This window comes from Pseudomonas sp. GB2N2, assembly GCF_054897705.1.
In genome coordinates this window covers 1,878,508-1,901,343 of record NZ_CM142701.1, presented here as the reverse complement: position 1 = coordinate 1,901,343, position 22,836 = coordinate 1,878,508, and the positions used below count along the sequence as shown (strand labels likewise).

21 protein-coding genes and 2 pseudogenes are annotated in these 22,836 nt (G+C 58.1%); 7 read left to right on the top strand and 16 right to left on the bottom strand.

The features are described from left to right. Positions 1-298 precede the first annotated feature (298 nt). The gene (locus ACYZT4_RS08570; protein WP_461986927.1) at positions 299-2,362 is read left to right on the top strand and encodes a pyridoxamine 5'-phosphate oxidase family protein; all 2,064 of its coding nucleotides are present in this window, start codon (positions 299-301) and stop codon (positions 2,360-2,362) included. Between the two features lie 12 nt (positions 2,363-2,374). Here ACYZT4_RS08570 and ACYZT4_RS08565 read toward each other — a convergent pair whose 3' ends face one another. Next, positions 2,375-3,289: an NmrA family NAD(P)-binding protein gene (locus ACYZT4_RS08565; RefSeq protein WP_461986925.1), complete on the bottom strand. Its 915-nt coding sequence runs from the start codon at positions 3,287-3,289 to the stop codon at positions 2,375-2,377. Between the two features lie 70 nt (positions 3,290-3,359). Here ACYZT4_RS08565 and ACYZT4_RS08560 point away from each other — a divergent pair, with 70 nt between their 5' ends. Together ACYZT4_RS08560 and ACYZT4_RS08555 are read left to right on the top strand one after the other, a co-directional pair. Next, the gene (locus ACYZT4_RS08560; RefSeq protein WP_461986923.1) at positions 3,360-4,280 is read left to right on the top strand and encodes a LysR family transcriptional regulator; all 921 of its coding nucleotides are present in this window, start codon (positions 3,360-3,362) and stop codon (positions 4,278-4,280) included. A gap of 430 nt (positions 4,281-4,710) precedes the next feature. Further along, positions 4,711-4,935: a DUF2188 domain-containing protein gene (locus ACYZT4_RS08555; RefSeq protein WP_461986921.1), complete on the top strand. Its 225-nt coding sequence runs from the start codon at positions 4,711-4,713 to the stop codon at positions 4,933-4,935. A 109-nt stretch (positions 4,936-5,044) separates the two neighbouring features. On the opposite strand, the gene ACYZT4_RS08550 is transcribed toward ACYZT4_RS08555, so the two are convergent. The 6 genes and pseudogenes from ACYZT4_RS08550 to ACYZT4_RS08525 form a co-directional block, all read right to left on the bottom strand. After that, entirely contained in the window at positions 5,045-5,227 is a 183-nt protein-coding gene (locus ACYZT4_RS08550) for a DUF1289 domain-containing protein (protein WP_461986919.1), read from the bottom strand. Further along, on the bottom strand, positions 5,220-5,600 hold the full coding sequence (locus ACYZT4_RS08545; protein WP_461986917.1) for a hypothetical protein: 381 nt from the start codon (positions 5,598-5,600) through the stop codon (positions 5,220-5,222). The genes ACYZT4_RS08550 and ACYZT4_RS08545 overlap by 8 nt, the downstream gene beginning before the upstream one ends. A gap of 39 nt (positions 5,601-5,639) precedes the next feature. Then, a complete protein-coding gene (dmeF, locus tag ACYZT4_RS08540; RefSeq protein WP_461986915.1) occupies positions 5,640-6,563 on the bottom strand; it encodes a CDF family Co(II)/Ni(II) efflux transporter DmeF in 924 nt (307 codons plus the stop codon). Positions 6,564-6,580: 17 nt separating this feature from the next. After that, complete coding sequence (locus ACYZT4_RS08535; protein WP_461986913.1) at positions 6,581-6,856, bottom strand: metal/formaldehyde-sensitive transcriptional repressor; 276 nt, start codon at positions 6,854-6,856, stop codon at positions 6,581-6,583. Between the two features lie 455 nt (positions 6,857-7,311). Continuing rightward, positions 7,312-7,404, bottom strand: a pseudogene (locus tag ACYZT4_RS08530) (sulfite exporter TauE/SafE family protein); the annotation flags it as partial. A 68-nt stretch (positions 7,405-7,472) separates the two neighbouring features. After that, on the bottom strand, positions 7,473-8,249 hold the full coding sequence (locus ACYZT4_RS08525) for an alpha/beta fold hydrolase (protein WP_461986911.1): 777 nt from the start codon (positions 8,247-8,249) through the stop codon (positions 7,473-7,475). Positions 8,250-8,560: 311 nt separating this feature from the next. Between ACYZT4_RS08525 and ACYZT4_RS08520 the strand changes: the two genes are divergently transcribed. Beyond that, the gene (locus ACYZT4_RS08520; protein WP_461986909.1) at positions 8,561-8,797 is read left to right on the top strand and encodes a hypothetical protein; all 237 of its coding nucleotides are present in this window, start codon (positions 8,561-8,563) and stop codon (positions 8,795-8,797) included. Between the two features lie 43 nt (positions 8,798-8,840). Next, complete coding sequence (gene gorA, locus ACYZT4_RS08515; protein WP_461986907.1) at positions 8,841-10,199, top strand: glutathione-disulfide reductase; 1,359 nt, start codon at positions 8,841-8,843, stop codon at positions 10,197-10,199. A 7-nt stretch (positions 10,200-10,206) separates the two neighbouring features. On the opposite strand, the gene ACYZT4_RS08510 is transcribed toward gorA, so the two are convergent. After that, positions 10,207-10,509, bottom strand: coding sequence for a hypothetical protein (locus ACYZT4_RS08510; protein ID WP_461986905.1), 303 nt, complete (start codon positions 10,507-10,509; stop codon positions 10,207-10,209). A gap of 199 nt (positions 10,510-10,708) precedes the next feature. On the opposite strand from ACYZT4_RS08510, the pseudogene ACYZT4_RS08505 reads away from it, so the two are divergent. Then, positions 10,709-10,825 (top strand): annotated as a pseudogene (locus tag ACYZT4_RS08505) (integrase core domain-containing protein); the annotation flags it as partial. A gap of 40 nt (positions 10,826-10,865) precedes the next feature. Here the strand turns inward: ACYZT4_RS08505 and ACYZT4_RS08500 are convergent. The 5 genes from ACYZT4_RS08500 to ACYZT4_RS08480 all read right to left on the bottom strand — a co-directional run bounded on the left by ACYZT4_RS08500 (position 10,866) and on the right by ACYZT4_RS08480 (position 17,269). Further along, positions 10,866-11,195, bottom strand: a complete 330-nt coding sequence (locus ACYZT4_RS08500; RefSeq protein WP_461986903.1) for a hypothetical protein — start codon at positions 11,193-11,195, stop codon at positions 10,866-10,868. Positions 11,196-11,713: 518 nt separating this feature from the next. Further along, positions 11,714-12,217, bottom strand: coding sequence for a GNAT family N-acetyltransferase (locus tag ACYZT4_RS08495; RefSeq protein ID WP_461986901.1), 504 nt, complete (start codon positions 12,215-12,217; stop codon positions 11,714-11,716). Positions 12,218-12,248: 31 nt separating this feature from the next. Further along, positions 12,249-12,878: a glutathione S-transferase family protein gene (locus tag ACYZT4_RS08490; protein WP_461986899.1), complete on the bottom strand. Its 630-nt coding sequence runs from the start codon at positions 12,876-12,878 to the stop codon at positions 12,249-12,251. 78 nt (positions 12,879-12,956) lie between these two features. Further along, complete coding sequence (locus tag ACYZT4_RS08485; RefSeq protein ID WP_461986897.1) at positions 12,957-14,906, bottom strand: DNA topoisomerase III; 1,950 nt, start codon at positions 14,904-14,906, stop codon at positions 12,957-12,959. 131 nt (positions 14,907-15,037) lie between these two features. Then, positions 15,038-17,269: a C1 family peptidase gene (locus tag ACYZT4_RS08480; RefSeq protein ID WP_461986895.1), complete on the bottom strand. Its 2,232-nt coding sequence runs from the start codon at positions 17,267-17,269 to the stop codon at positions 15,038-15,040. 306 nt (positions 17,270-17,575) lie between these two features. On the opposite strand from ACYZT4_RS08480, the gene ACYZT4_RS08475 reads away from it, so the two are divergent. Then, on the top strand, positions 17,576-17,944 hold the full coding sequence (locus ACYZT4_RS08475) for a DUF427 domain-containing protein (protein ID WP_461986893.1): 369 nt from the start codon (positions 17,576-17,578) through the stop codon (positions 17,942-17,944). Between the two features lie 36 nt (positions 17,945-17,980). Here the strand turns inward: ACYZT4_RS08475 and lldD are convergent, their stop codons facing one another. The 3 genes from lldD to ACYZT4_RS08460 form a co-directional block, all read right to left on the bottom strand. Beyond that, positions 17,981-19,135 (bottom strand): FMN-dependent L-lactate dehydrogenase LldD, encoded by a 1,155-nt coding sequence (lldD, locus tag ACYZT4_RS08470; protein WP_461986891.1) that lies wholly within the window; start codon positions 19,133-19,135, stop codon positions 17,981-17,983. Between the two features lie 271 nt (positions 19,136-19,406). After that, complete coding sequence (locus ACYZT4_RS08465) at positions 19,407-21,029, bottom strand: MFS transporter (RefSeq protein WP_461986889.1); 1,623 nt, start codon at positions 21,027-21,029, stop codon at positions 19,407-19,409. A gap of 118 nt (positions 21,030-21,147) precedes the next feature. Further along, positions 21,148-22,794 carry a GMC family oxidoreductase gene (locus ACYZT4_RS08460; protein ID WP_461986887.1) on the bottom strand — a complete coding sequence of 549 codons (1,647 nt, stop codon included), beginning with the start codon at positions 22,792-22,794 and terminating at the stop codon, positions 21,148-21,150. Between the last annotated feature and the right edge of the window lie 42 nt (positions 22,795-22,836).

Below are 22,836 nucleotides of genomic sequence, written 5' to 3'. Positions count from 1 at the left end.
GCCTGCCTGCTTTGTCGGCAGGCCAAACCTGCGCCTACACATTTCTGATGGGTTTATTCTGTTGGATGAAACGGAGGATTGTATTTTTTGGTTGTTCTCTCGTTGGTCGTTACGCGAGAGCATGGCCCACCGTGATTAGCCTGTTGGTACTAAAAGCAGTTGTTGTTCCAATGCGCGCGCTCCTCAAGGAGCGGCCCGGTACGCTCAGCTCCATTGCGCAATGGGTGCGGCAGCGCCCGATGAGGCTTTTGACGAATCACGCCAATAATAAATTCAACGTTCTTCCTGGTGAACCATCATGGGCGAGCATCAAGACCCTACCTCATCCCCCTTTCATAGAGGGGAGATCTATTTCCAGAACCTGGCCGGTGTCGCTGATCGGATGGCCGTATTCGGGCGCAAGGTCATACGCGGTTACATGACCGATCAACACCGCGATTTCTTTCGCCTGCTTCCCTATGTGTTTATGGGCTCCGCCGATCAGCAGGGGCGCCCTTGGGCAACCATCCTCGAAGGCCCCCCTGGATTTGCACATGCACTCGATACGAAGCAATTGCAACTGGATGTCGTGCGTGACACGGGTGATCCCGCCTTCGCAGGCTTGATTGAGGGTTCAAGGGTCAGTGTGCTGGGTATCGATTTGATGACGCGTCGACGCAACCGAGTCAACGGTTCGGTACTGGGTGTTTCAGAAGAAGGATTCACCCTGTCGGTCGAGCAGGCCATAGGGATATGCCCGCGTTACATACAGCTGCGCCAGATTGAGTCGACTTCTGCAACGGAGTCGATGGTATTCCCTGAAGTTGAACACATGGCGGAGCTCGATACAGCCGCAAGAAACATGATTCAGGGGTGCGACACGTGTTTCGTTGCCAGCTATGCCGAAATTGAAGGCGATACGGGAAAACGAAGCGTGGATGTCACCCATCGTGGAGGGAAAAGAGGTTTTATACGGGTAGAGGGCAACTGCCTGACGGTGCCAGAATTCGCCGGGAACCTGCATTTCAACACCTTGGGTAATTTTCTTCTCAATCCACTCGCCGGGCTGCTTTTCGTCGATTTTCAGACCGGAGACGTCCTGCAAATCAGTGGTAGGGCAGAGTTACTGCTGGAGCATCCTGAGGTGAAAGCATTTCAAGGGGCTGAGCACTTATGGCGTATGCATGTGGAGAAGGTTGTTCGACGCCCGGCAGCGTTAACATCACGCTGGAAATTCCTGGAGACTTCACCCAACTGTGAGATGACCGGTAGCTGGGAACAGACGGCCGCGCGCCTGGAAGCTGAATCGTTACGGGACACTTGGCGCCGGTTCAAAGTGATCAGTGTTGTAGAAGAGAGCCAAAATATACGCTCTTTCTATCTGGAACCTGCCGACGGCGCCGGATTTCCCCGCTTTGAAGCTGGACAACATTTACCCGTGCGCTTTCTTTTGGCCGGGCAGACCGCTCATTCCATTCGAACGTACACACTGTCGAGCGCGCCATCCGACGGTTTTTTTCGTATCAGTGTCAAACGAGATGGGACCGTCTCTTCGCACTTGCATGACAACATCAACGCCGGAGATTTGATTGAGGCGCGTGCGCCGCAAGGTCAATTCACCGTACGCGCGGATGAGGCGCGTCCATTAGTCTTATTGGCGGCTGGCGTAGGCGTTACGCCACTGTTGTCGATGTTTCGGGAAGTCGTTTATGAAGGCAAGCGCACTCGAAGCACGCGTGAGACATGGTTTGTGCAAAGTGCGCGTACCTTGGCTGACCTGGCATTTCGCGACGAGCTTCTTGAGTTGGCTCAGCGCGGTGGAGAGGGCGTACGGGTGCTTCGGTTACTGAGTCAACCGGAAATACATGCCCGCGAGGGAGAGGGCTTTGAGCTGGCAGGGCGCATTGATGTACAGCTGTTGAAGAGGTTGTTGCCATTCAACGACTACGACTTTTATCTGTGCGGTCCGAGCAGTTTCACCCAAAACATCTATGACAGTTTGCGGGCATTGCGTGTCCATGACGACCGTATTCATGCTGAGACTTTCGGGCCCTCGACACTCGTTCGCGATCTTGAAACCACTGTCCCTGGAGTTGAGCAAATTCCAGCGGCAACCGTGCCGGTAGCCGTCACATTCGCAACGGCCAATAAGGGCGCAAGCTGGGAGCCGAGCGTGGGTACTTTGTTAGACCTGGCAGAGCGTGCGGGCTTGTCACCCGAGTACAGTTGCAGAGGCGGTTCATGTGGCACCTGCAAGACAAGGTTGATCAGCGGTCAAGTGCATTATTTGAATGTGCCACCTGAACCGTTACCTGAAGGTCAGGTACTCATCTGCTGTTCGGTGCCGGCTCAAACATCCGAACCTTTAGTGCTGGCGCTGTGAACGCGGGGAGTCTTACAGCGAGAAAGCCGTCCGCAGGATCTCCGGCAGATCTTTCGGCTGGCGCCCCAACAGTTTTTCAAGCGCAGGACTGCTTTGGTCGAAAGCGCCTTTATCGATGGCATTACCCCAGCCGCTGATGAATTTCGCGACAGCGGCTGGCCAGCCGTCAGCCTCCCGAGCGGCGATGAATGCTTGAGCGGAAATGGGTTGGTAGTCAACCGGCTTCCCCGTCAGTCGGGCCAACTCGTCAGCGATGTCCTGGAACGACCACGTCTGTCCTGCATTCAGCAGGCAAGTGCGGTTTTCATAGCCTGTTTGGGTTAACAGTGCGGCACCGGCCTCTGCCAGCTCGGCATAAGTGGCGAAGCTGGCTCGACCCTGGCCTGTCGGGGCGCTGAAACCGTCTTTTGCCGCATCGGCACCGATGAGGAAGGGCAAGTCGTCAGCGTAGAGCGGATGTTGAATAATCGTGTACGTGAGGCCCGACTTCTCAAGCAATCGCTCGGTCGCTATATCGCTCTCCGTCACGCCTTCAATAGGTGCCAGCTCACCGTTGATGCGTTGAATACTGGTGTAAACCACATGGCGAACACCCGCCCGGCTGGCAGCAACAATCACATTTTTATGCTGGGCAAAACGATCACTGAACGCGACCGCTGACACCAGGTAGATTTTTTCTACGCCTTCGAATGCCGCCACCAGCGAATCGTAATCGGTGTAATCCCCTTGGCGTACTTTTATGCCTAATGCCGCCAACGGCTCAGCCTTTTCAATATCACGCGCCATTGCCACAACATCTGACGCCGGGATTTTTTGTACCAGTGAACGCAACACAGCATTGCCCAATCTGCCTGTCGCGCCCGTCACGAGAATTTTTGCCATGATGCTTTGCTTTCCAATGTTGATAATCGGGGAGGCAGCCATCATGACCAAAGCTTCAAGGATAAATTAGTCTTCGATCGGTAGAATCAGCTGCAACCAAAAGTTGGAGATAGGCGTGGAAACCCTCGGTAATCTTGAATCCTTCGTCCGTGCCGCCGAAGCCAGCAGCTTTTCCGAAGCCGCACGGCGCATGGGGGTTTCATCGGCTGCCGTCAGTAAAAACGTGGCGCGGCTTGAAGCCAACCTGGGCACTCGATTGTTCCAGCGCAGCACCCGAAAACTCACCCTGACTGAAGCCGGGGAGTTGTTCTACCAACAGGTCGCGGACGGCCTTGAGACGATTCAGGGCGCCATCGCCCAAATAGGTGATGCCCGGGAAGTTCCCGCAGGGCGATTGCGGGTCAATATGGCGCCGTCTTTTGCCTACGATTACGTTTTGCCACTGCTCAAGACCTTCAACCAGCGTTACCCCGCTGTGGTGCCGGATTGGCACTTGGAAATCCGTCGTGTCGATTTGATTGGCGAGGGTTTTGACATCGCTATCGGTGGCGGTATTGAGTTGTCACCTGGCGTCGTCGCCCGAGAGCTGGCCAAACTTCATCTTGTCGCTGTCGCGGCGCCGTCATGGCTGGAAGGCAAGCCGCGACCCACTGCGCCCAGCGAGTTGCAGGGGCTGGATGGCATCGTAATGCGTTCGACCAGCACCGGGCGTTTGTTGAACTGGACGCTGCGTGATTCAGGGGAGGGCCGTTTCGACGTCAACCTGAAACCCACGGCGATCATGAACGACCCGGAAGCGTTGTGCAGTTGTGCTGTGATGGGACTGGGTGTCGCGCTGTTACCCATGGAGCGAGCGTGGCCCTGGTTGCAGCGCGGTGAGCTGATTCGATTGTTGCCAGACTGGTATGTGGATTTAGGCGTTGTCTCGGTTTACTACTCGTCGAAAAAATCGTTGCCGGCGAAAACACGGGTGTTTGTCGATTTTCTATTGGAGCATTTTCAAGAATCGCTCAGCCAACGTTTCCGTGCCGTTTGAAGCCTATGGCAGGCCGGGAAGTATAGGAATGTGTAGCTGTAGTGGGAGATCAATCGGGTCTGATCCGTATCCGCCAATGCAGAGCCGTCACGGGTGGGGAAAGTATTTGCGTCAGGGTGGTGGCATTTTCCTCGGTCCAGGTGCACGGCAACCAGCGACGCCAGGTCCAGGCCAAAACCGACCGTGATTGGCCCCCGGAGGGACTGCCGGACGTAAGAATTTGGGGGAGGGCATTGCTCATTCTCATCGCCGATAAATCTTGGAACTCCGCAGGATACTGCGCGTTCTCAACACTATCCTTTGAAGAAATCGGTATTGGCGTCGACGGATGCGGTGAGCCTCTGTGAGCTCCATGAATCGGCTTTGATTGATAGACGCAGTCCACTCCTGAAAAGGGTGAACCCCACGGTCTCAAAATTTGGAGAGTTTCATGGATAACTATCACATCACGATAGGCGATAAGGGTTGGAAGCTAACGAAGGAGGGCGACGCCAAGGCACTGAAAATGGCCGAAACGAAGGCGGAGCTGGTCGAGAAATCCCGGGCGTTCTTCGAAGGCAAAACCGCCTCCCTCAAAATCCACAAAGAGGACGGTACGATCCAGGAAGAGCGGACCTATCCTCGATCTGAAGATCCCTCCAATAGCAAAGGCTAGACCCTTATATAGGCGAAAGCGAAATCCGCTTTGAGTCGATAACTGCCCTTCGTGACAGGCAGCTATCGACTGCAGATTCATCCTGTCGCAAACGACAACACTGACGGTTCTATCGCTGTGTTTTCTGCAGCCCTTTCAAGCGCACATTCGCCCTTTGCACAGCGGCCATTTTTTCAGGCCGCTTCATGCGTTTCCACTTTCTGATGTCTTCCTTGCTTCTCCCGCAACTCATACACAGATCACCACTGAGCTGGCAAACGGAGGTGCAGGGATTCTCGATTTCTTTAGCCATGGTCAGTCACCTTCGCCACACGTGATTGAGCCAAGCGGATTTTCCAGTCGCCTTGGTGAGTTCGCAGGCACTCCTCCTCAGAGTCGTAGCGGACATTATGGTCTGAAGGTATCAGGTCGATGTCGGCCTCATTCAACGCGATGGCCGTCAGCTCAAAGATGCGCGCCTTAGCGTCAACCATGGCGAGCCTTCTGTCAGCGAGGGAGTCGAAAACCCAGGTTATCTTCAGGGTTTCAGCCAGCGCGTTCAGGTCAGCGGTGTGGGTGAGCCAGGCAAAGCCTTTGATTTCACCTTTTGCTTTTTCGCACGCTTCGGTGAGCGCGGTAATCAACCGGCGTTCGATTCGGGCCACTTCACGTTTCCCTGGAGGCATTGCGGGTTCCTTTGGAGATAAGGGTGGGGAAGCGCTGAATCAGGCCGGTCGAAACTCGACCGTCAGATGGCTGACTTCGTGAACCGGCTTGAGTCGTTCACGAATGCTGTCGGCGTTGACACTCGCCTGACCAACGACGCTGACGATTGCCGCGTGGGCTTGCGGTCCAACGCGCCAGACGTGCAGGTCCGTGATGGTGACATCCCCCGGTTTCTCAACCAGTTCGCGGATTTCCTCGGCAACGTGCGCATCTGTTTGATCCAGCAATACACCTGCGGTGGCTCCCATCAAGGTCCATGCCCAACGCGCGATAACGATGGCGCCGACGATGCCCATGGCCGGGTCCAGCCACACCCAGCCCAGATACCGGCCGGCGAGCAGTGCAGCGATGGCCAGAACCGAAGTCAGCGCGTCGGCGAGGACGTGGACGTAGGCCGATTTCATGTTGTTGTCGTCCCCGTGATGGGCATGCGTATGGCCATGATCATCATGTTCGTGCCCATGACTGTGCCCGTGGCCCAGCAGCAGGGCACTGACAATGTTCACGATCAAACCGGCAATCGCGATGAGCGTAGCGGTGCCGAACTGAACATCCGTTGGCTGCAAAAGGCGCATGACAGACTCAACGCCAATTCCCAGGGAAACCATACCGAGAATCAGCGCCGAAGCGAATCCGCCCAAGTCTCCGACCTTTCCAGTCCCGAAACTGTATCGCTGACTGGAAGCGTGGCGTTTCGCGTATCCGTAAGCGGCCGCCGCGATGCCCAATGCGCCGGCATGGGTTGCCATATGAAATCCATCGGCCAATAACGCCATCGAGCCAGTGATATAGCCGGCAGTGATCTCGCCAATCATCATGACAACGGTCAGTGCCACAACCCAAAGCGTACGCTTGGCATTTTCGTCGTGCGCTGAGCCGAGGAATACGTGGTCATGTGTGTGGTTGATGTGGGTGCTAATCATGAGTGTCCCTGGATGCGTCACTTGGAGTAACGACGAATGGCTTCAAGAAGCTCTTCGACGCCCTTGTTACGCTCTTCTTCGCTCAGAGCAGGGTTCGCGACATGCTCCCGCGCGTGTTCCTCAATGATTTCCTCCATCAAGCCGCTGATGGCTCCGCGAGTGGCGGCGACAAGGTGCAGTGTCTTGGCGCAGTCAAGATCCGACTCCAATGCCCGTTCAACGGCTTGAATCTGTCCGGCGATGCGTTTTACGCGTTTGAGAAGATCGTTTTTGTTTGCTGCGATATGACCCATGGGATACCCCCCTTACCTATGTGGGCGGCATGATAGGCATACCCCCTATACCTATGCAAGGGTCGGGATTATCTATGGCCCTTGTATGGCTTCGGCGGTTAGCCTCGCGCGGGTCACCACGAAAAAATGCCCCTCGCCCAGCAGGACGTGCAGTTCGGCATGGCGAATGGTGCGGCGCCGGATGTGTGCGTTGTGCAGCCGCACCAGGCGGTGAGTTGGTGGTAATAGGTTTGCGGGCTGACCGAGAGCCGCTCACCACTCCAAATCGCAGCGCCTGTATTGAATTGCGCGAGCCGTCTTGCTTGCGCAGTTTGGCGCTCTTGCTCATGCGAAAAAAATCCAGGATGTCGGTGGGCTTCAATCAAACCACCCAGGCCGCTGAGCAAGAGCAGCGGTGAACCTTGGCAACGCACACGCCCGGATCACGCATCATACTGGCGGGTGACGAGGCCCCTTTATGTCAGAAAATCGACCCCCACTGCCACCAGCATCAAGGCGAACAGCAATTTCAGGATACTGGGTGACAGTCTATGGGCCAGCTTTGCGCCAACGGCCGGCCGTCAGGCCGGATGCTGTTGCAACGAATGCCGCGACCATAGAAGGTCGCAGCCAGTCGTCATCTGGCAGTGGCGGCCTGTTCAATCAGGCTGGCAACGACCTTCGGATTGGACACCATCACGACATGGGAAGCGCCTTTGACCGCTACGGTCTTCTTGGCATGCGCCCGTTCAGCCATGAACACCTGGGCTTGTGCCGGGATATTTTTGTCCTTGTCGCCGTAAACGAACCACGAAGGAATGGTTTTCCACGCCGGTTCGCTAGAGGCTTCATTGAGCGCCGCTACGGTGACGGGACGTTGGGTCGCAGCCATCAACTTGGCGTCGGCGTTCGACACATCGGCGGCGAACTGGGCGTGAAACTTGTCCTGCTGGATGTAGAGATCCTTGCCGCCATCGGCCAGTTCCACGGGTGGAGCGAGGGTTGGACCCAGCGTCCCGCCCGGGAAACGACCCGATAACTCTGCAGTGGATTCACCTGCCTCGGGTGCGATCGCTGCGACGTAAACCAGCGCTTTGACATTGGCATTTCCGAAGGCAGCTTCGCTGATGACCGGCCCACCATAAGAGTGTCCGACCAGGACGACAGGGGTCTTGATACTGGCCAACACATCAGCCACAGACTGTGCGTCGCCTTTCAGGGACCGCAGCGGATTGGAGGCCGCAATGACGGGGTAACCATCCTTTTCCAGAATCTTGACCACTCCGTTCCAGCTGCTGGAGTCGGCGAAGGCGCCATGCACCAACACCACGGTCGGTTTGACCGGAGCAGACATTGCTGCGGAGGCACTGACCATTGCTGCCGCGATGACCAGACCGGCGAATAACTTGTTCATTGAATGTTCCTGTGTGTAGAGAGGATTGAATTGATCAACTGCGGGGTCATGGTCTGCGTTTACTCAAACCGTGAGAACGACCAAAAAAAACAATCGACTGTTTCACTTCATGAAATGGCTGCCGTGTTCAGTTTGAAGCGAGGCCGGTTTGTCGTTTGCTCAATGTCTGTTTTCCGGATTGTTTCACGCAGCACAATTAAGCCATGACATCTCTGCCCGTTCTCTAGAACCCGTTTGATGGCGAGACTGATCCCAGAAGCGATTGACCAGTTCGGTCATCGCAGCTTTCTCCATGACCGGGAGATTCTCCAATGTCCGACATCACTCACTCCTGCGCTGATAGCTCTTGGCCGGACAGTTCTTTCGTACCTCATAGCGAGTACGAAAGTGGATTTCTGCTGCCCCAATTAATGGGTGCTTTGGCAACCGAGTCCGGCGGTTTGGAGATGAGGGGCGCGTGCCCGCTGCGATCAAACAAGGCTTTGTTCTTGAAACTTTGGGCCTCGCTGATGCAGGCATTGAATCTCAGGTATGTCTCCCTTAAATGATGTTGGGCAGCCAAGTGCTGTGCAATCCTTACAGAGAATTGAAATGAACTACGACTTCGATCTATTTGTTATCGGTGCAGGTTCCGGTGGTGTCCGTGCAGCACGATTCGCTGCGGGATTTGGAGCGAAAGTGGCGGTTGCGGAAAGCCGTTACCTCGGTGGAACGTGCGTCAACGTCGGTTGCGTGCCGAAGAAACTACTGGTCTACGGCGCCCATTTCGCCGACGACTTCGAACAGGCCGAGGGCTTTGGCTGGACCGCCGGCAAAGCACAGTTCGACTGGACTAAATTGATTGCCAACAAAAATCGCGAGATCGAACGGCTCAACGGCATCTATCGCAAACTGCTGATCAACAGTGGCGTCACCTTGCTCGAGGGGCACGCACGGCTGACTGATGCTCATCACGTAGAAATCAACGGCCAGAGTTTCAGCGCTGAGCGCATTTTGATTGCGACGGGCGGATGGCCGCAGATTCCGGACTTTCCGGGGAGCGAGCATGCGATCACCTCGAATGAGGCATTTTTTCTGGAGCAACTTCCCAAGCGTGTTCTGGTGGTGGGCGGTGGTTACATCGCCGTCGAATTCGCCGGGATCTTCAATGGGCTGGGTGCAGACACGCGCCTGCTGTATCGCGGCGACCTGTTCTTGCGCGGTTTTGATCAATCGGTGCGCACTCATCTGGCGCAAGAGTTGACCAAGCGCGGCCTGCAATTGGACTTCAATTCTGACATTGTGCAAATCGACAAGCAGTTAGATGGAAGCCTCCTGGCGACCCTGAAGGATGGTCGTCAACTGGCAACCGACAGCATCTTTTACGCCACAGGGCGCCGGCCAATGCTCGATAACCTGGGTCTTGAAAACACTCGAGTTGAACTCAACGAGGCCGGCTTTATCGCCGTCAATGAGCATTTCGAAACCAGTGAGCCTTCGATTCTGGCCTTGGGTGATGTGATCGGTGGGGTCCAGCTGACGCCGGTTGCAACCGCAGAGGGTATGGCTGTTGCCCGTCGCCTGTTCAACCCCGAACAGTATCGACCTGTAGACTATCGCCACATTCCCACCGCCGTGTTCAGCCAGCCGAACATTGGAACGGTGGGATTGACCGAGGAGCAGGCAGTGGAGCATGGCCACAAAGTGGTGGTGTTCGAAAGCAGGTTCCGTCCCATGAAGTTGACCCTCACCGAATCTTCGGAACAGACGCTGATGAAGCTTGTGGTCGACGCCGAATCTGACCGGGTACTGGGTGCGCATATGGTCGGGCCCGATGCGGGAGACATCATCCAAGGTTTGGCTATTGCCCTTAAGTCTGGGGCTACAAAGCGCCTGTTCGATGACACCATCGGAGTGCATCCGACGTCGGCGGAAGAGTTCGTGACGTTACGCACACCAGTGAGTGGCTGAAGGAAACTCAGTCGTCCACTGACTGGCACATGCCATTGGAACCCTTGCCGCTGGCGGTCACGGCCACGGTGTCATCCTCGGCGAGGACAATCGACAGGGTGATGCCGGAGCCTTTGGCTTCGAAGCGGCGTTCGCTGATAATTTTGGTCTCGGCTTCCTTGCTATTGATCAGCACCGGCCCGTCCTGATCGGCCTGGACCTGGACTTTGCCGGGGCACTCCACCGCGAATGACGGAAGGCCGTCGACGCTGTTCGCCTGAGCAGCGTTGGTCATGACCAGCAACAGCAGGAATGTCAGGTTGGTTTTCATCGCAAATCTCCATAGGCCAGCAGCGCGTACGCTAACAATAGCTTTGTTTGGCAAATTGGAGATAACTACTGCAGGAGCGAGCTTGCTCGCGAAAAATTCGAGGTCGCATCGGGGCATCAGGTTTCACGCCTTATCGTTCACGACCATCGCGAGCGGGCTCGCTTGTATATTTGGTCATGAAGGCATACGTGGGCTGGCCGACTTGGCGCAAGCGGAGCAACTGGTGCGGGAGGCGATCTTGATCTACAACCAGGAACGGCCGCACCTGGCTTTGAAATACAAAACGCCCGATGCGGTGCATCGGGCGCTGGGGTGAAGCAGGTGTAAACCTATTTCGGACTAGACAGGATAAATAATTAGTAGAACCGGTCAATCACCCGAACTTCATTCTGGTTCTGCATCGAGGCCCAAGCCTGTTTCAGTGTTTGCAGAACATTCCCGATGAAGTCCTTGTCGGCCGCGGCTTTCTTGCCGACATAACCCTGGCCGCGACGGTACATCTTCAGGCGGGCCAGCAAGTTATGGTGGTTCTGGTCGAACTCGGCTTCATGGGCGTGCGGTGCCAGGCAATCCATATGAACCTGGCCCGATTTGCTGATCCACAGGATGTGGCTGTCGTGGCTGTCTTTTTGCGCAGCGAACATACGAGCCAGTTCATCGATGGTTGGTTGATTGTTCAGATTCATAATATGCCCCTTGACCATTTGGTGATCTTTCAAAGTTGGTTCGCTAATACAGGTAGCCCATCGGTTAGTTGATCCCTGGCACCGAAACCAGGACGTCAGCGGTCGGCCGCCGGAAGTGGCGGGGTCCTGCGTCTGTTGCATGTAGTCGTGTTGAATAACTGCTACGCAATAGCGTCACAACGAAGAGAAGCAGCGATAACCTTCAGGCCACTACCGACTTTTCAAGGTCGGCCACAAGCTTCATGAGGATTGATCGCCAGCGTTTCTCGTCCTTGTACTGGACGTTTGGGCCAGGTCAGCTTCTTCAATCTGCCTTGTGGGCAGCGTGTATCCGGGAAAACAGCTCGGCGGTCAGACGAGCTTGCTCAAACATGTTGCCGTACTCCCGATCGGGGAGGTGTCTGCATCATGCAAGGGCAAATCGGAGGCGTCAACGGTTTTGTAGTGAATATTTTTAGGCACTACATATTGTCGGACAAAGCTGATTGGAATTAGCCAGCGGCAGAGAAGCGAGCCATTCAGGACGATGGCTGCACGCTTTGGAAGCGGTAAAAAGTACTTGGATAACCGCCCACCGACTGCTGATGCTGGTAGAACGCGCCATCGGTGAGATCAGCGATTACACGGGCCCAGAACCGCTGCGCAGGCCGGTTGGCGTCGATATGGAAAATCTGCCATTGACCGAGCAGCTGGTTCAATAGGGTGGAAACGACAAAGCGCGCGACACCTTGGCCCCGAAAGCGTCGACTGACAAACAGGTAGCCGAGGTTGTACTCGGCGCCCGGCAGATGGGTGTTGCCATCCACGGTTGCGAAGCCGGCCAGCTCCCCGTCAACAGTGATCAGGTACGGGCGGGTCGCGGGGTTGCGCCAATAGCCCTGTTGCGGCTGGACATCGAAGAAGCCATGCCCGCCGAGTTTCAGCGGCAACCATTCGCTGAAGTCGTACATATAGAACTGCATCAGGTTTTCCAGCGTTTCCAGTTCGTCGCGCTGAGCGGCGTGCAGTGCTATCGCAGGCATGCGGGGTGGCTCCTGTTCAAAGCGGGATCGATCAGTGAGGCGCGAAGTCGTATTTGCCGCCTTTCCTGAGCGCGGCTTGATAGGCCGGGCGCGCCTGGAAGCGCTGAATCCAGGCCGCTACATGAGGGTAGTCGCCGAGTTTGCCCTGTGCGCGGGCGATTTCGCCGATGAAACTCATCTGGATGTCGGCCGCAGTGAATTCGCTGCCCAACAGATAATCGGACTGGCTCAGCGCCGAGTCCAGGTAGCCGAGGTAATTGGCTACTTCCGAGTTGATCCGCGGATGCAACGGCGCGCCGGCCTCGCCAAGACGCCCGACGTACAGGTTCAACATCAGCGGCAGCATGGCCGAGCCTTCGGCGAAATGCAGCCACTGCACGTAGTCATCGTAGGCGCCGGTGGACGGATCGGGTTGCAAGCGACCCTCGCCGTGGCGGCGAATCAGGTAGTCGATGATCGCGCCTGACTCGATCAACTTCTGCGCGCCGTCCTCAATGATTGGCGATTTACCCAGGGCATTGACCGCTTTCAGTTCCGGTGGCGCCAGGTTGGTTTTCGGGTCGCGCTGGTACAACTTCAGCTCGTAGGGGATAGCCAGTTCTTCCAGCAGCCAGAGAATACGCTGGGAGCGGGAGTTGTTCAGGTGGTGGACGATGATCATGGTCGATGCCTGTTCAGAATAAAGAGCCGTTGCCGGGCTTGAAGAACACTAGACCATCGCTGTCCTTTCGAAGTGCCGTCAAGCTGATCTCGTCGGTTTCGCAACACGTTTGGCGCCGGTAGCGGGCTTGCGTTTAGCGGGTTTGCGTTTGTTTTTCCACGGTGTGGCACCGCGTCCGGCAGGGCTGGCCGGGCCGCTAATGGTCAGGCTGAGGCCGGCGCAGCGAGCCACCTGCTTGCTCATCCACGCGGCTTGCTTGGTGACGAATTCTTCCAGGCTCATTTCACCGCTTTGCACCATGTCCAGCGCCTGCTCCCAAATCGCCGTGGTCCCCGGATCGGCGATCGCCCGCGGCACCGCGTCGATCAGGCTGAAAGCCGCCGGCGTCGCGGCCAGGGCCTTGCCGTTCTTGATCAGGTAACCGCGGTCGAGCAGACCCTGGATGATCGAGGCGCGAGTGGCTTCGGTGCCGATCCCGGTGGTGTCCTTCAACTTCTGTTTGAGCAGCGGATCTTCCACCAATTTGGCGACGTTCTTCATCGCCTTGATCAGGTCGCCTTCGGTGAACGGTTTCGGCGGTTGGGTCCAGAGGTCCTTGAGCTTCACGTCGGCCACCGCGCATTCAAGGCCCTCAGCCAGTGTCGGCAGTGTTTGCGGCGCCGGGGCTTCACGACCCTTGGCCGGTGCGAGCGCCTCAGGCAGGGCGCGTTTCCAGCCCGGCTCGACGATCTGCTTGCCGACGGCGCGCAAGGCTTCGCCGCCGCAGTCAAAGTCGGCCTGGGTCCGGTCGTATTCATGATTGGGCAGAAACTGCGCCAGGTAGCGCGCACGAATCAGGGTGTAGACCGCCCGCTGCTTGCCCGCCAGACGATCGAGGTTCTTTGCCGCAGCCGTCGGGATGATGCCGTGGTGAGCGCTGACTTTCCCATCGTTCCACGCCCGTGAACGTCGTTGCGGTTCCAGATAATCCTGCAAGACGTTGAGCGCAGGATCGGCCTGTCTCAACGCCGCGAGAATATCCGGCGCTTCACTGTGCTGGCTGACGGGCAGATAGCCGCAATCGCTGCGCGGATAGGTAATGAGCTTGTGGGTTTCGTACAGCGCCTGGGCGATGTCGAGGGTTTCCTGGGCTCCGAGGCCGAGTTTCTTCGAGCAGACTTCCTGCAAGGTGCCGAGATCGAACGGCAGTGGCGCCACTTCACGCATACGTTCGGTGCGTAGCTTGATCACCTTCGCAGTGGCCGCATTGCCGATCGCCGCAGCCGCATGTTGTGCCAGTGCCTGATTGAGGCAGCGGTCCTGATCGTCACAGACGTCGGAGGCCGCACGCCACTGTGCGGTGAACGCGGTGCCGTCGTGCAGCAGTTGCACGTCGATGGCCCAGTAGGCCACCGGGACAAAGTCGGCGATGCTGCGGTCGCGGTCCACCACCAGCCGCAGGGTCGGCGTTTGCACACGGCCGACCGGCAATACGCCCTGATAACCGGACTGGCGGCCCAGCAACGTGAACAAGCGGCTCATGTTCATCCCGATCAGCCAGTCGGCACGTGAACGGCCCAGTGCCGAGTGATAGAGGCTGAACGTCTCCGCCCCGGGCTTCAGCGCGGCCAGGGCCTTGCGGATCGATGCATCGTCCAGCGCCGACAGCCACAACCGCTGGATCGGTCCGCGATAACGGCAATGTTCCACCAGTTCCCGGGCGATCATTTCGCCTTCCCGGTCGGCGTCGGTGGCGATGATCAGTTCACTGGCCTCGCCAAGCAGTCGCTTGACCGCCTTGTATTGACTGGCTGTGCGCGGCTTGACGGTCATTTTCCATTTGTCCGGAATGATCGGCAGATCGGTCAACACCCAGCGTTTGTAGCGTACGTCATAGGCATCCGGTGGCGCGGTTTCCAGCAGATGGCCGATGCACCAGGTGACCGTGACGTCCGTTCCCAGCCAGCAGCCGTCACCGCGACGCCGGGCGCCGAGCACGGCCGCAATGTCTTTGGCCTGGGAAGGTTTTTCGCAGAGGTACAGCCGCATGTCCACCATCGTCCATCAACTGCCGGGAGGTGCACAGAATGGCTGGTGAAGAGCGACGGGGCAATCTTTATCTGTATGGATGTACAGTTAGAGGGTTTCGATTGATTGCAAAATTCCCTGCAGGAGCGGTGTTAATAGCTTAGGTTCACCACAGGCTGCGCGAGCTTCGCGTCGGGCGCCAGGCGCAGAATCGTCAGCAGCACAGCGGTAATGACATTGACATCATTATCAAACCCGCCATGGGAAGTGTCGGCTTTTACGCCCGCGCCGTAGTTCATCTTCGGATCGTTGAAGATGTGCAATGTCGCAGCGAACGCATCAGGCAGCCCACGCCCCGTCGCGGCAAAACCGGCTGGAATGCTGGTGCCCCAGTAAAATTGGTTCCATTGTTCAGTCATGTTTTTCGCGGCGATGTTCCATTCCGCGAGGTCGGGGTCGCTGAAGTCCTGAAAGTCTTTATCCAAGGCCTTGGCCATGCCGAGCAGCGGCATGCGTTGCAGCTCTTCATACGCGCGGGACACCAGGTACAGCAGCGACTTGTGGTACACGCCGATGACGTTGTCATCCTGCTCGCGACTGTCGGACATCATGTGGATATGAAAATCCCTGCGCTTGAGCCCGCCACCCTCGATGACCTTGCGATACGTCTGGTTGGCAAAGTCGAGCGTGCAGGCCGGCGCCATCAGCGTCGAGGTCTCGATGGACAAACTCCGCGCCCACAGCAATTGAATCAAGTGGCCATTGATCAAGGAGCCCGCGGAGTGACCGATCAAGTGAAGTTCGACATTTTTCTGGCCGAGATCGGTGACCAGTTTCTTCAAGTTATCCGCCATTTCTACCAGTCCGTGCGGCGTGAAGCCCGCCACGGAAGCCGCTTCCGCGTTCTGCTTCATTTGGCTCCACTGATCGCCTCCGAGTTTCTTGGTCGCCAGCTCCACCGTGCGATCCAGGCCTTCCAGCGCTTTGGCCTTGGCGGCCTTCAATACATCGCTGAGGCCACGGGCCTCCGGGAACAGTCCGGGCAGGGCGTCCTCGATAATGTCCGCGAAGGTTTCCAGTGCACCGGTGCGCCAGGTGACAAACAGCGGATAGATGCCGTTGTCGAGAAAGTAGGGCGCCATGGCGCAGATTCGGTTGATGGAGTCCTGTTCGGAATTGAGCCCGCCATGGGCGACGATGGCGATGCGCAGCACGGCGGGTTTGTTGGCCGCAGGCAGCTTGGCGTACCACGCGGCAGGTGCTTCGCAGACGATCCGTTTGACCCCCGCCCGGACGTTCTCCACGTCGGTCAGCCGGGGGCCGATGCTGCCGTTGTTTTCCATGACGATGGTCAAGCCATAGGCCTGATCGCTGGTCAGCAGCGCGGGCCCCTTGCGTTCTGAATGGCCGGTGCCGGGGCTGAAGAGCGAGAAGCCTTCACGCTTGGCGTTGGCGCTCGACAGGGCATTGCGAAACGGTGATTGAACATCGGCCCGGGAGCGCGACGGGCGCGTATTGGGTGAGAGTCCGCCGTGCTCGATCGATACGCCAAGCGCCACGGTCCAGGCGTCGGTGCCATTGGCCAGCCAGTCCTCGAACGTCAGGATCGCGAAGCCGGAAAATCCCCAATCGGTCGACCATGAGTTCTGCACGATGAAGCCTTGATGGGTGTAGCCGATCAAGGCAAACGCGTGACCGCCCTGAGCGCTGGCCGACCATTTGATCACGGGCAATTGCGTCATGCTCTCGAACGCCGCAACCGGCCTTTTTTGCCCTTTGGGCCGCATCAGCGCCCAACCCTTATGCACATTGGCCGACACATACAGCGCGCCGGCTTCATACAGCGCCGCCATCATCGCGGTGACATCGTCCTTTTCGACGCGGTAGTAAATCCCCAGTGGCCGGGTCACGGCATCCGCCGCCCAGTTTTCGGCAGGCGCCTCGAACGCTGGAACCGAACCATCGGGCTTGACCGTGTAAGGCCACAATTCCTGAGCGCAGACGCCATGTTTGTGCCAACCCTTCAACGCGCCGCGACAGCTCGAACCGGAGTAATCCTCGCCCGGCCATTCGTCATATAGCTTGGCCAGATGATAGAGCTGGCGCGGGCTGGTTTTGGTCGACGAATTGTCCCTTCGCCACAATAGAAAGTTGACCACCGCCGCCAGGCCGAACCCGGTGCATGCCCCTTCGTTGCCCTGAAACAGCACCATGTCTCTGGCCAGATACCCCGAGAGTTCGGCGGCGATGTCCTTGTCGGCGGGCCAGGATGGCGGCAACGACTTTATGCTTGGCGTGAACAGGCGGTCCCGCAAATCGAGGCGATCGGGTCGTGCGTCGAGGGTGATGATGGTTTTATCGAGGGTAAATCGGCTGGCCGGCATGTTGGCGATCCCCATGCTGCTGAGACTCGAACCCCCACGCCACGACGACCTGATTGCGAAGCAGGGGTGTCAACGGTGCTATTGATCGTAGACGATGTTTTGAGCCGTTGGTCCGGTCGTGGCGTCCGAGTGTTCAGGCGGGAGCTCTGCTGCTTCGGCGCGAGCGTCCCGTTCGGCTGTGAACCCGTCGCGATGACAGAATCTGGGTTATACCTGTCAGCTGTGTTCTCAAGTTTTGGGGCCGCTGCGCGACCTGTCGCGGGCAGGCGCTCCCACAGGTTCATCATCGTCCCGAGGAACGCATCCATGAAAAGCTCCGGTCCCAGTCCTGTCATCACCATTGCCGAGCAGCCCGGCTGCCTGTTGGTAAAATTCCACGGTATTCAGGTGGCCGCGTCCACGCGTGCGCTGGTGTTGCTGGAAGCCAATTATCCTCCGGTGTATTACGTCCCTCGGGAGGACATCGCCGAGGCGTATTTCGCCCGCACCGACCACACCAGTTATTGCCCTTATAAGGGCGACGCGAGTTATTTCAGCCTACAAATACCAGGGCATGAGGGCGCCAATGCGGTGTGGAGCTATGAGGACCCGAAAGTGTCAGTCGATCAGATTCGGGGTTACGTGGCGTTCTATCCCGATCAGGTGACGTTCGAAGTTCTGAAGGACGTTGAGTAATAAGAAACGACCTGCATTGACAGGGCGTTTATTCGATCAAGCGTTCAGTTCATGGACTGCCCGCACCAACGTCGATTCATCGATCTGGTCAATTGAGGTCACCCCGGTCAACGTCATCGCCACGCGCATTTCCTTGGCGAAAATGTCCAGCATGTTCTCCACCCCGCGTTGGCCATCGGCGGCCAGCGCATACGCCATGGACCGCCCGAGCAATACTCCCTTGGCGCCCAGTGCGAGCATGCGCACGACATCCAGTCCGGAGCGAATGCCGGAATCGACCAGCACTGTCAGGTCATTGCCCACTGCCTGCATGATCGGCGGCAAGGCCTTGGTGGTGGACAGCACGCCGTCGAGCTGCCGTCCGCCGTGGTTCGACACCACAATGCCGTCCGCGCCGAAGCTCACTGCGTCCCGCGCATCCTGAGGATCGAGGATGCCCTTGATGATCATCGGGCCTTGCCAGAATTCACGGATCCACTCCAGGTCGCTCCAACTGATCGAAGGGTCGAAGTTGTTGGCCAGCCAGCCCATGTAGTCTTCGAGGGTGACGGCTTTGCCGAGGTATCTGGAGATGTTGCCGAGGTCGTGCGGGCGTCCCATGAGACCGACGTTGAAGGCCCAGTCAGGGCGGGTCATGGCTTGCAGCATTCGGCGCGAAGAGGCGAACGGGCCGGACATGCCCGAGTGCGCATCCCGGTAGCGCGCGCCGGGCGTGGGCATGTCGACGGTAAACACGAGGTTTTTCACCCCGGCGGCCTTGGCCCGCTCCAGGGCGTTTTTCATGAAGCCGCGGTCTTTCAACACATAGAGCTGAAACCAGATCGATTGTTGGGTCTGGCTCGCGACTTCTTCGATCGAGCACACCGAGACCGTCGACAGGCACAGCGGAATGCCTTTTTTCTGCGCGGCTTTGACCGCCTGCACTTCACCACGGCGGGCGAACATGCCTGTCAGACCGACTGGCGCGAGGATGATCGGCATCGACAGGGGCTGGTTGAAGAGGGTGGTTTCAAGGCTCAGGGTTTCGACGTTTTTCAGGATGCGCTGGCGCAGACTGATGCCGGTCAGGTCGGCGCTGTTGGCCCGCAGCGTGTGTTCGGCGTAGGCGCCCCCGTCGATGTAATCAAACAGGAAACGCGGAAGTTTGCGGCGTGCGGCCTCGCGGTAGTCGGATGCGGATGAAATGATCATGGTGCCTCGGTCGGGTGAGTGGCGGGGCGAGGGATGTGTGGCTTCAGAGTAACTCGTTTGCGGTCATTCAGTTCACGTCGGGAAATGGATGACGATCACGTTTTGTGACTGTCACCGCACCCTTGCAGGAGCGAGCCTGTTCTCGAAAAACGCCCAGGCAACGCGTTCATCCAGGCAGCACGCGTTATTGTTGACGTCTATCGCCGGCAAGCCAGCTCCCACAGGGGCCGCGTAGACCTGAAATCAGGTCGAATGCAAAAAAAACAGGACCTCAGTTGGTATCCAGATCCACATTCTTGGTTTCACGCAAACAGATCATCCCCACCACCAGGCTCACCGCCGTAATCACCACCGGGTACCAAAGCCCGTAGAAAATGTCCCCGGTGTACACCACCAATGCAAACGACACCGTCGGCAGGAACCCACCGAACCAGCCGTTGCCAATGTGGTAGGGCAAGGACATCGAGGTGTAGCGGATTCGCGTCGGGAACAGTTCCACCATCAACGCCGCCAGCGGGCCGTAGCACATGGCGGAGATGATGATCAGCGCCACGATCAGTGCGACGATCATCGTCTTGTTGATCTGCTGAGTGTCAGCCTGTGACGGATACCCGGCCAGGGTCACAGCGCCACGCAGCGCCGCGTCGTCAAAGTTATCAAGCTTCACGTCACCGACGCTGACCTGCACCTCGCTGCCGGCCGGGGCCGCTTCGCTGCGGTAGGGCAGTCCCTGTTTGACCAGAAAGGTTTTGACCTTGTCGCACGGGCTGTCAAATTTCGCCTTGCCTACCGGGTCGAACTGGAAGGTGCAGGTGGCCGGATCGGCCAATACAGTAATCGGCGCCTGACGGCTGGCCTGGTCGATGGCCGGATTGGCGTAGTGGGCCAGGGTCTTGAAGATCGGGAAGTACAGTGCGGTGGCCAGCAGCAGGCCAAGCATCAATATCGGTTTGCGCCCGACCTTGTCCGACAGCCAGCCAAAGAAAATGAAGAACGGCGCGCCGATGATGACGCTGACGATCAGCAAACTGTTGGCCAGTGCCGGGTCCATTCTCAGGAACTGGGTGAGGAAGAACAGCACGTAAAACTGCGCGGCATAAAACGTCACCGCTTGCCCGGCGTTGATGCTGAACAACGCTATCAGCACCACTTTCAGGTTTTCCCATTTGCCGAAGGAATCACGCAGTGGCGACTTGCAGAGTTTGCCTTCTTCTTTCATTTTCACGAAGGCGGGCGATTCGTGCAGGCTCAGGCGAATCCAGGTGGAAATACCCAGCAGCACGATCGAAAACAGAAACGGAATCCGCCAGCCCCAGACTTCGAACTGGTCGCCGGTGAAGTAGCGGCAACCGAGCACCACGAGCAACGACAGCAACAGGCCGAGGGTGGCGGTGGACTGAATCCAGCTGGTGTGGAAACCGCGTTTGCCCATGGGCGCGTGTTCCGCGACGTAGGTCGCGGCGCCGCCATATTCGCCGCCCAGTGCTAAGCCCTGGAGCATGCGCAATACCACCAGAATGATCGGTGCAGCGATGCCGATGCTCGCGTAAGTCGGCAGCAAACCGACGCAGAACGTCGCGAGGCCCATGAGGATGATGGTCGCGAGAAAGGTGTATTTGCGCCCGATCATGTCCCCCAACCGGCCAAACACCAGCGCGCCGAAAGGCCGCACGATGAAGCCGGCAGCAAACGCCATCAACGCAAAAATGAACGCGGTGGTGTCGTTGACCCCGGCGAAAAACTGTTTGCTGATGACGGCCGCGAGGGCGCCGTAAAGGAAAAAGTCGTACCACTCGAACACCGTCCCGAGTGACGACGCGAAAATGACTTTGCGGGTGTCACGGCCAGCGTCGGCGCTGCGCGTGATGTCCAGTGGCTGAACATGTTCTGACATATCGGTATCCCTCACAGTGATTGTTTTTGTTGTTCCACTGTCGGCGCCGTCCTTGTGAGTGGCGCCGCTGTTGCCATGCATCGGTTGCAATCTTTGTGTTGCCGGCGATGGCGGTGTTTCAGGCATGCGTTTCCAGTTCCATTGGCGGGGTGATACTCCTTGTGGCTGGATCGAGAATGAGTTGCGCAGCCTTCTCGGCAATCATCAGCGTAGGCGAACAGGTGTTGCCCGAGGTGATGCGCGGCATGATTGACGCATCGGCGATGCGCAGGCCCGGAATGCCGTGGACCTTGAGTTGTGCATCGACCACCGCATCTACGTCGTGGCCCATGCGACAGGTTCCGACCGGATGGAAAATCGTCGTGCCAATACGCGCGGCGGCTTCGTGCAATTGCTCCTCGCTCTGCAAGCTGTCGCCCGGCAGGTACTCCACCGGTTTGAACGCTTGCAGCGCGGACGCGGACACGATGCGCCGGGTCAGGCGAATTGCGTCGGCCGCAATACGCAGGTCTTGTGGATGGCTCAAGTAATTCGGTTGAATCAGCGGTGCTTCCTGCGGATCGGCCGAACGTATTTCGATGCGTCCACGGCTCTGCGGACGCAGATCGCAGACCGACGCGGTAAACGCCGGAAAGGCGTGCAGCGGCTCGCCGAAACGCTCCAGCGACAGTGGTTGCACGTGGTATTCAAGATTCGCCGAGGTCTGCTCCGGCCCCGAGCGGGCAAACGCGCCGAGCTGACTCGGCGCCATCGACAGCGGGCCGCTGCGGTCATACAGATAACGCAAGCCCATACCCATCTTGCCCCACACACTGCCGGCGATCTGGTTCAGGGTGCGCGCGTTTTCCAATTTGTAGATCAGCCGCAGCTGCAGGTGATCCTGCAGGTTGCCGCCCACGCCGGGCAACGCGTGAACCACACCGATCCCCAGTTTCTGCAGCAGCGGGCGAGGGCCGATGCCGGAGCGCTGGAGGATGGTCGGTGAGCCGACGGCGCCGGCGCAGAGCACGATTTCCATGCGCGCCTTGAAGGTTGTTGCCTGGCCTTGCCAGCGTGCGCTGACCGCTGAGGCGCGGCCGTTTTCCAGGTGCACGCGGTCGACTTCAACGTTCGTCAGCACCGTGAGATTAGACCGGTTGCGAATCGGTTTGAGAAACGCCTTGGCCGCATTCCAGCGAATCCCGGCCTTCTGATTGACCTGAAAGTAGCCGCAGCCTTCGTTATTGCCCTGGTTGAAGTCGTCGATGCTGGCGATGCCGCTCTGTTCGGCCGCGCTGCGGAACGCATCAAGAATTGGCCACGACAGCCGTTGACGCTCGATCCGCCATTCCCCGGCGGCACCGTGAAACGCCGAGTCGCCGGCGAAGTGGTTTTCGCTTTTCTTGAACAGCGGCAGGACGTCGTTCCAGCTCCAGCCGGGATTGCCGTCCGCCGCCCAGCCGTCATAGTCGCCGGCCTGGCCGCGCATGTAGATCATGCCGTTGATCGAGGAACAGCCGCCGAGCACCTTGCCCCGCGGGTAACTCAGGGCACGACCCTGAAGGCCGGCTTGCGCTTCGGTCTTGAAGCACCAGTCGGTGCGCGGGTTGCCGATGCAGAACAGGTAACCGACGGGGATATGAATCCACGGATAGTTATCGCGGCCGCCGGCTTCGAGCAGCAGCACCCGGTGTTGCGGATCGGCCGACAGCCGATTGGCGAGCAAACAGCCAGCCGGCCCGGCCCCGACCACGATGTAATCGAATTCATCAAGGGAAGTCTGCATCCCTAACCTCTTCTTGTCGTTCTTGTCGTTCTTGTCGTTCTT

Bases quoted from the DNA above. Each gene is read 5' to 3' on its own strand.
- ACYZT4_RS08570 (WP_461986927.1), top strand. From the start codon at position 299: ATGGGCGAGCATCAAGACCCTACCTCATCCCCCTTTCATAGAGGGGAG.
- ACYZT4_RS08565 (WP_461986925.1), bottom strand. From the start codon at position 3,289: ATGATGGCTGCCTCCCCGATTATCAACATTGGAAAGCAAAGCATCATG.
- ACYZT4_RS08555 (WP_461986921.1), top strand. From the start codon at position 4,711: ATGGATAACTATCACATCACGATAGGCGATAAGGGTTGGAAGCTAACG.
- ACYZT4_RS08550 (WP_461986919.1), bottom strand. From the start codon at position 5,227: ATGGCTAAAGAAATCGAGAATCCCTGCACCTCCGTTTGCCAGCTCAGT.
- ACYZT4_RS08545 (WP_461986917.1), bottom strand. From the start codon at position 5,600: ATGCCTCCAGGGAAACGTGAAGTGGCCCGAATCGAACGCCGGTTGATT.
- dmeF (WP_461986915.1), bottom strand. From the start codon at position 6,563: ATGATTAGCACCCACATCAACCACACACATGACCACGTATTCCTCGGC.
- ACYZT4_RS08535 (WP_461986913.1), bottom strand. From the start codon at position 6,856: ATGGGTCATATCGCAGCAAACAAAAACGATCTTCTCAAACGCGTAAAA.
- ACYZT4_RS08525 (WP_461986911.1), bottom strand. From the start codon at position 8,249: ATGAACAAGTTATTCGCCGGTCTGGTCATCGCGGCAGCAATGGTCAGT.
- ACYZT4_RS08520 (WP_461986909.1), top strand. From the start codon at position 8,561: ATGTCCGACATCACTCACTCCTGCGCTGATAGCTCTTGGCCGGACAGT.
- gorA (WP_461986907.1), top strand. From the start codon at position 8,841: ATGAACTACGACTTCGATCTATTTGTTATCGGTGCAGGTTCCGGTGGT.
- ACYZT4_RS08510 (WP_461986905.1), bottom strand. From the start codon at position 10,509: ATGAAAACCAACCTGACATTCCTGCTGTTGCTGGTCATGACCAACGCT.
- ACYZT4_RS08500 (WP_461986903.1), bottom strand. From the start codon at position 11,195: ATGAATCTGAACAATCAACCAACCATCGATGAACTGGCTCGTATGTTC.
- ACYZT4_RS08495 (WP_461986901.1), bottom strand. From the start codon at position 12,217: ATGCCTGCGATAGCACTGCACGCCGCTCAGCGCGACGAACTGGAAACG.
- ACYZT4_RS08490 (WP_461986899.1), bottom strand. From the start codon at position 12,878: ATGATCATCGTCCACCACCTGAACAACTCCCGCTCCCAGCGTATTCTC.
- ACYZT4_RS08485 (WP_461986897.1), bottom strand. From the start codon at position 14,906: ATGCGGCTGTACCTCTGCGAAAAACCTTCCCAGGCCAAAGACATTGCG.
- ACYZT4_RS08480 (WP_461986895.1), bottom strand. From the start codon at position 17,269: ATGCCGGCCAGCCGATTTACCCTCGATAAAACCATCATCACCCTCGAC.
- ACYZT4_RS08475 (WP_461986893.1), top strand. From the start codon at position 17,576: ATGAAAAGCTCCGGTCCCAGTCCTGTCATCACCATTGCCGAGCAGCCC.
- lldD (WP_461986891.1), bottom strand. From the start codon at position 19,135: ATGATCATTTCATCCGCATCCGACTACCGCGAGGCCGCACGCCGCAAA.
- ACYZT4_RS08465 (WP_461986889.1), bottom strand. From the start codon at position 21,029: ATGTCAGAACATGTTCAGCCACTGGACATCACGCGCAGCGCCGACGCT.
- ACYZT4_RS08460 (WP_461986887.1), bottom strand. From the start codon at position 22,794: ATGCAGACTTCCCTTGATGAATTCGATTACATCGTGGTCGGGGCCGGG.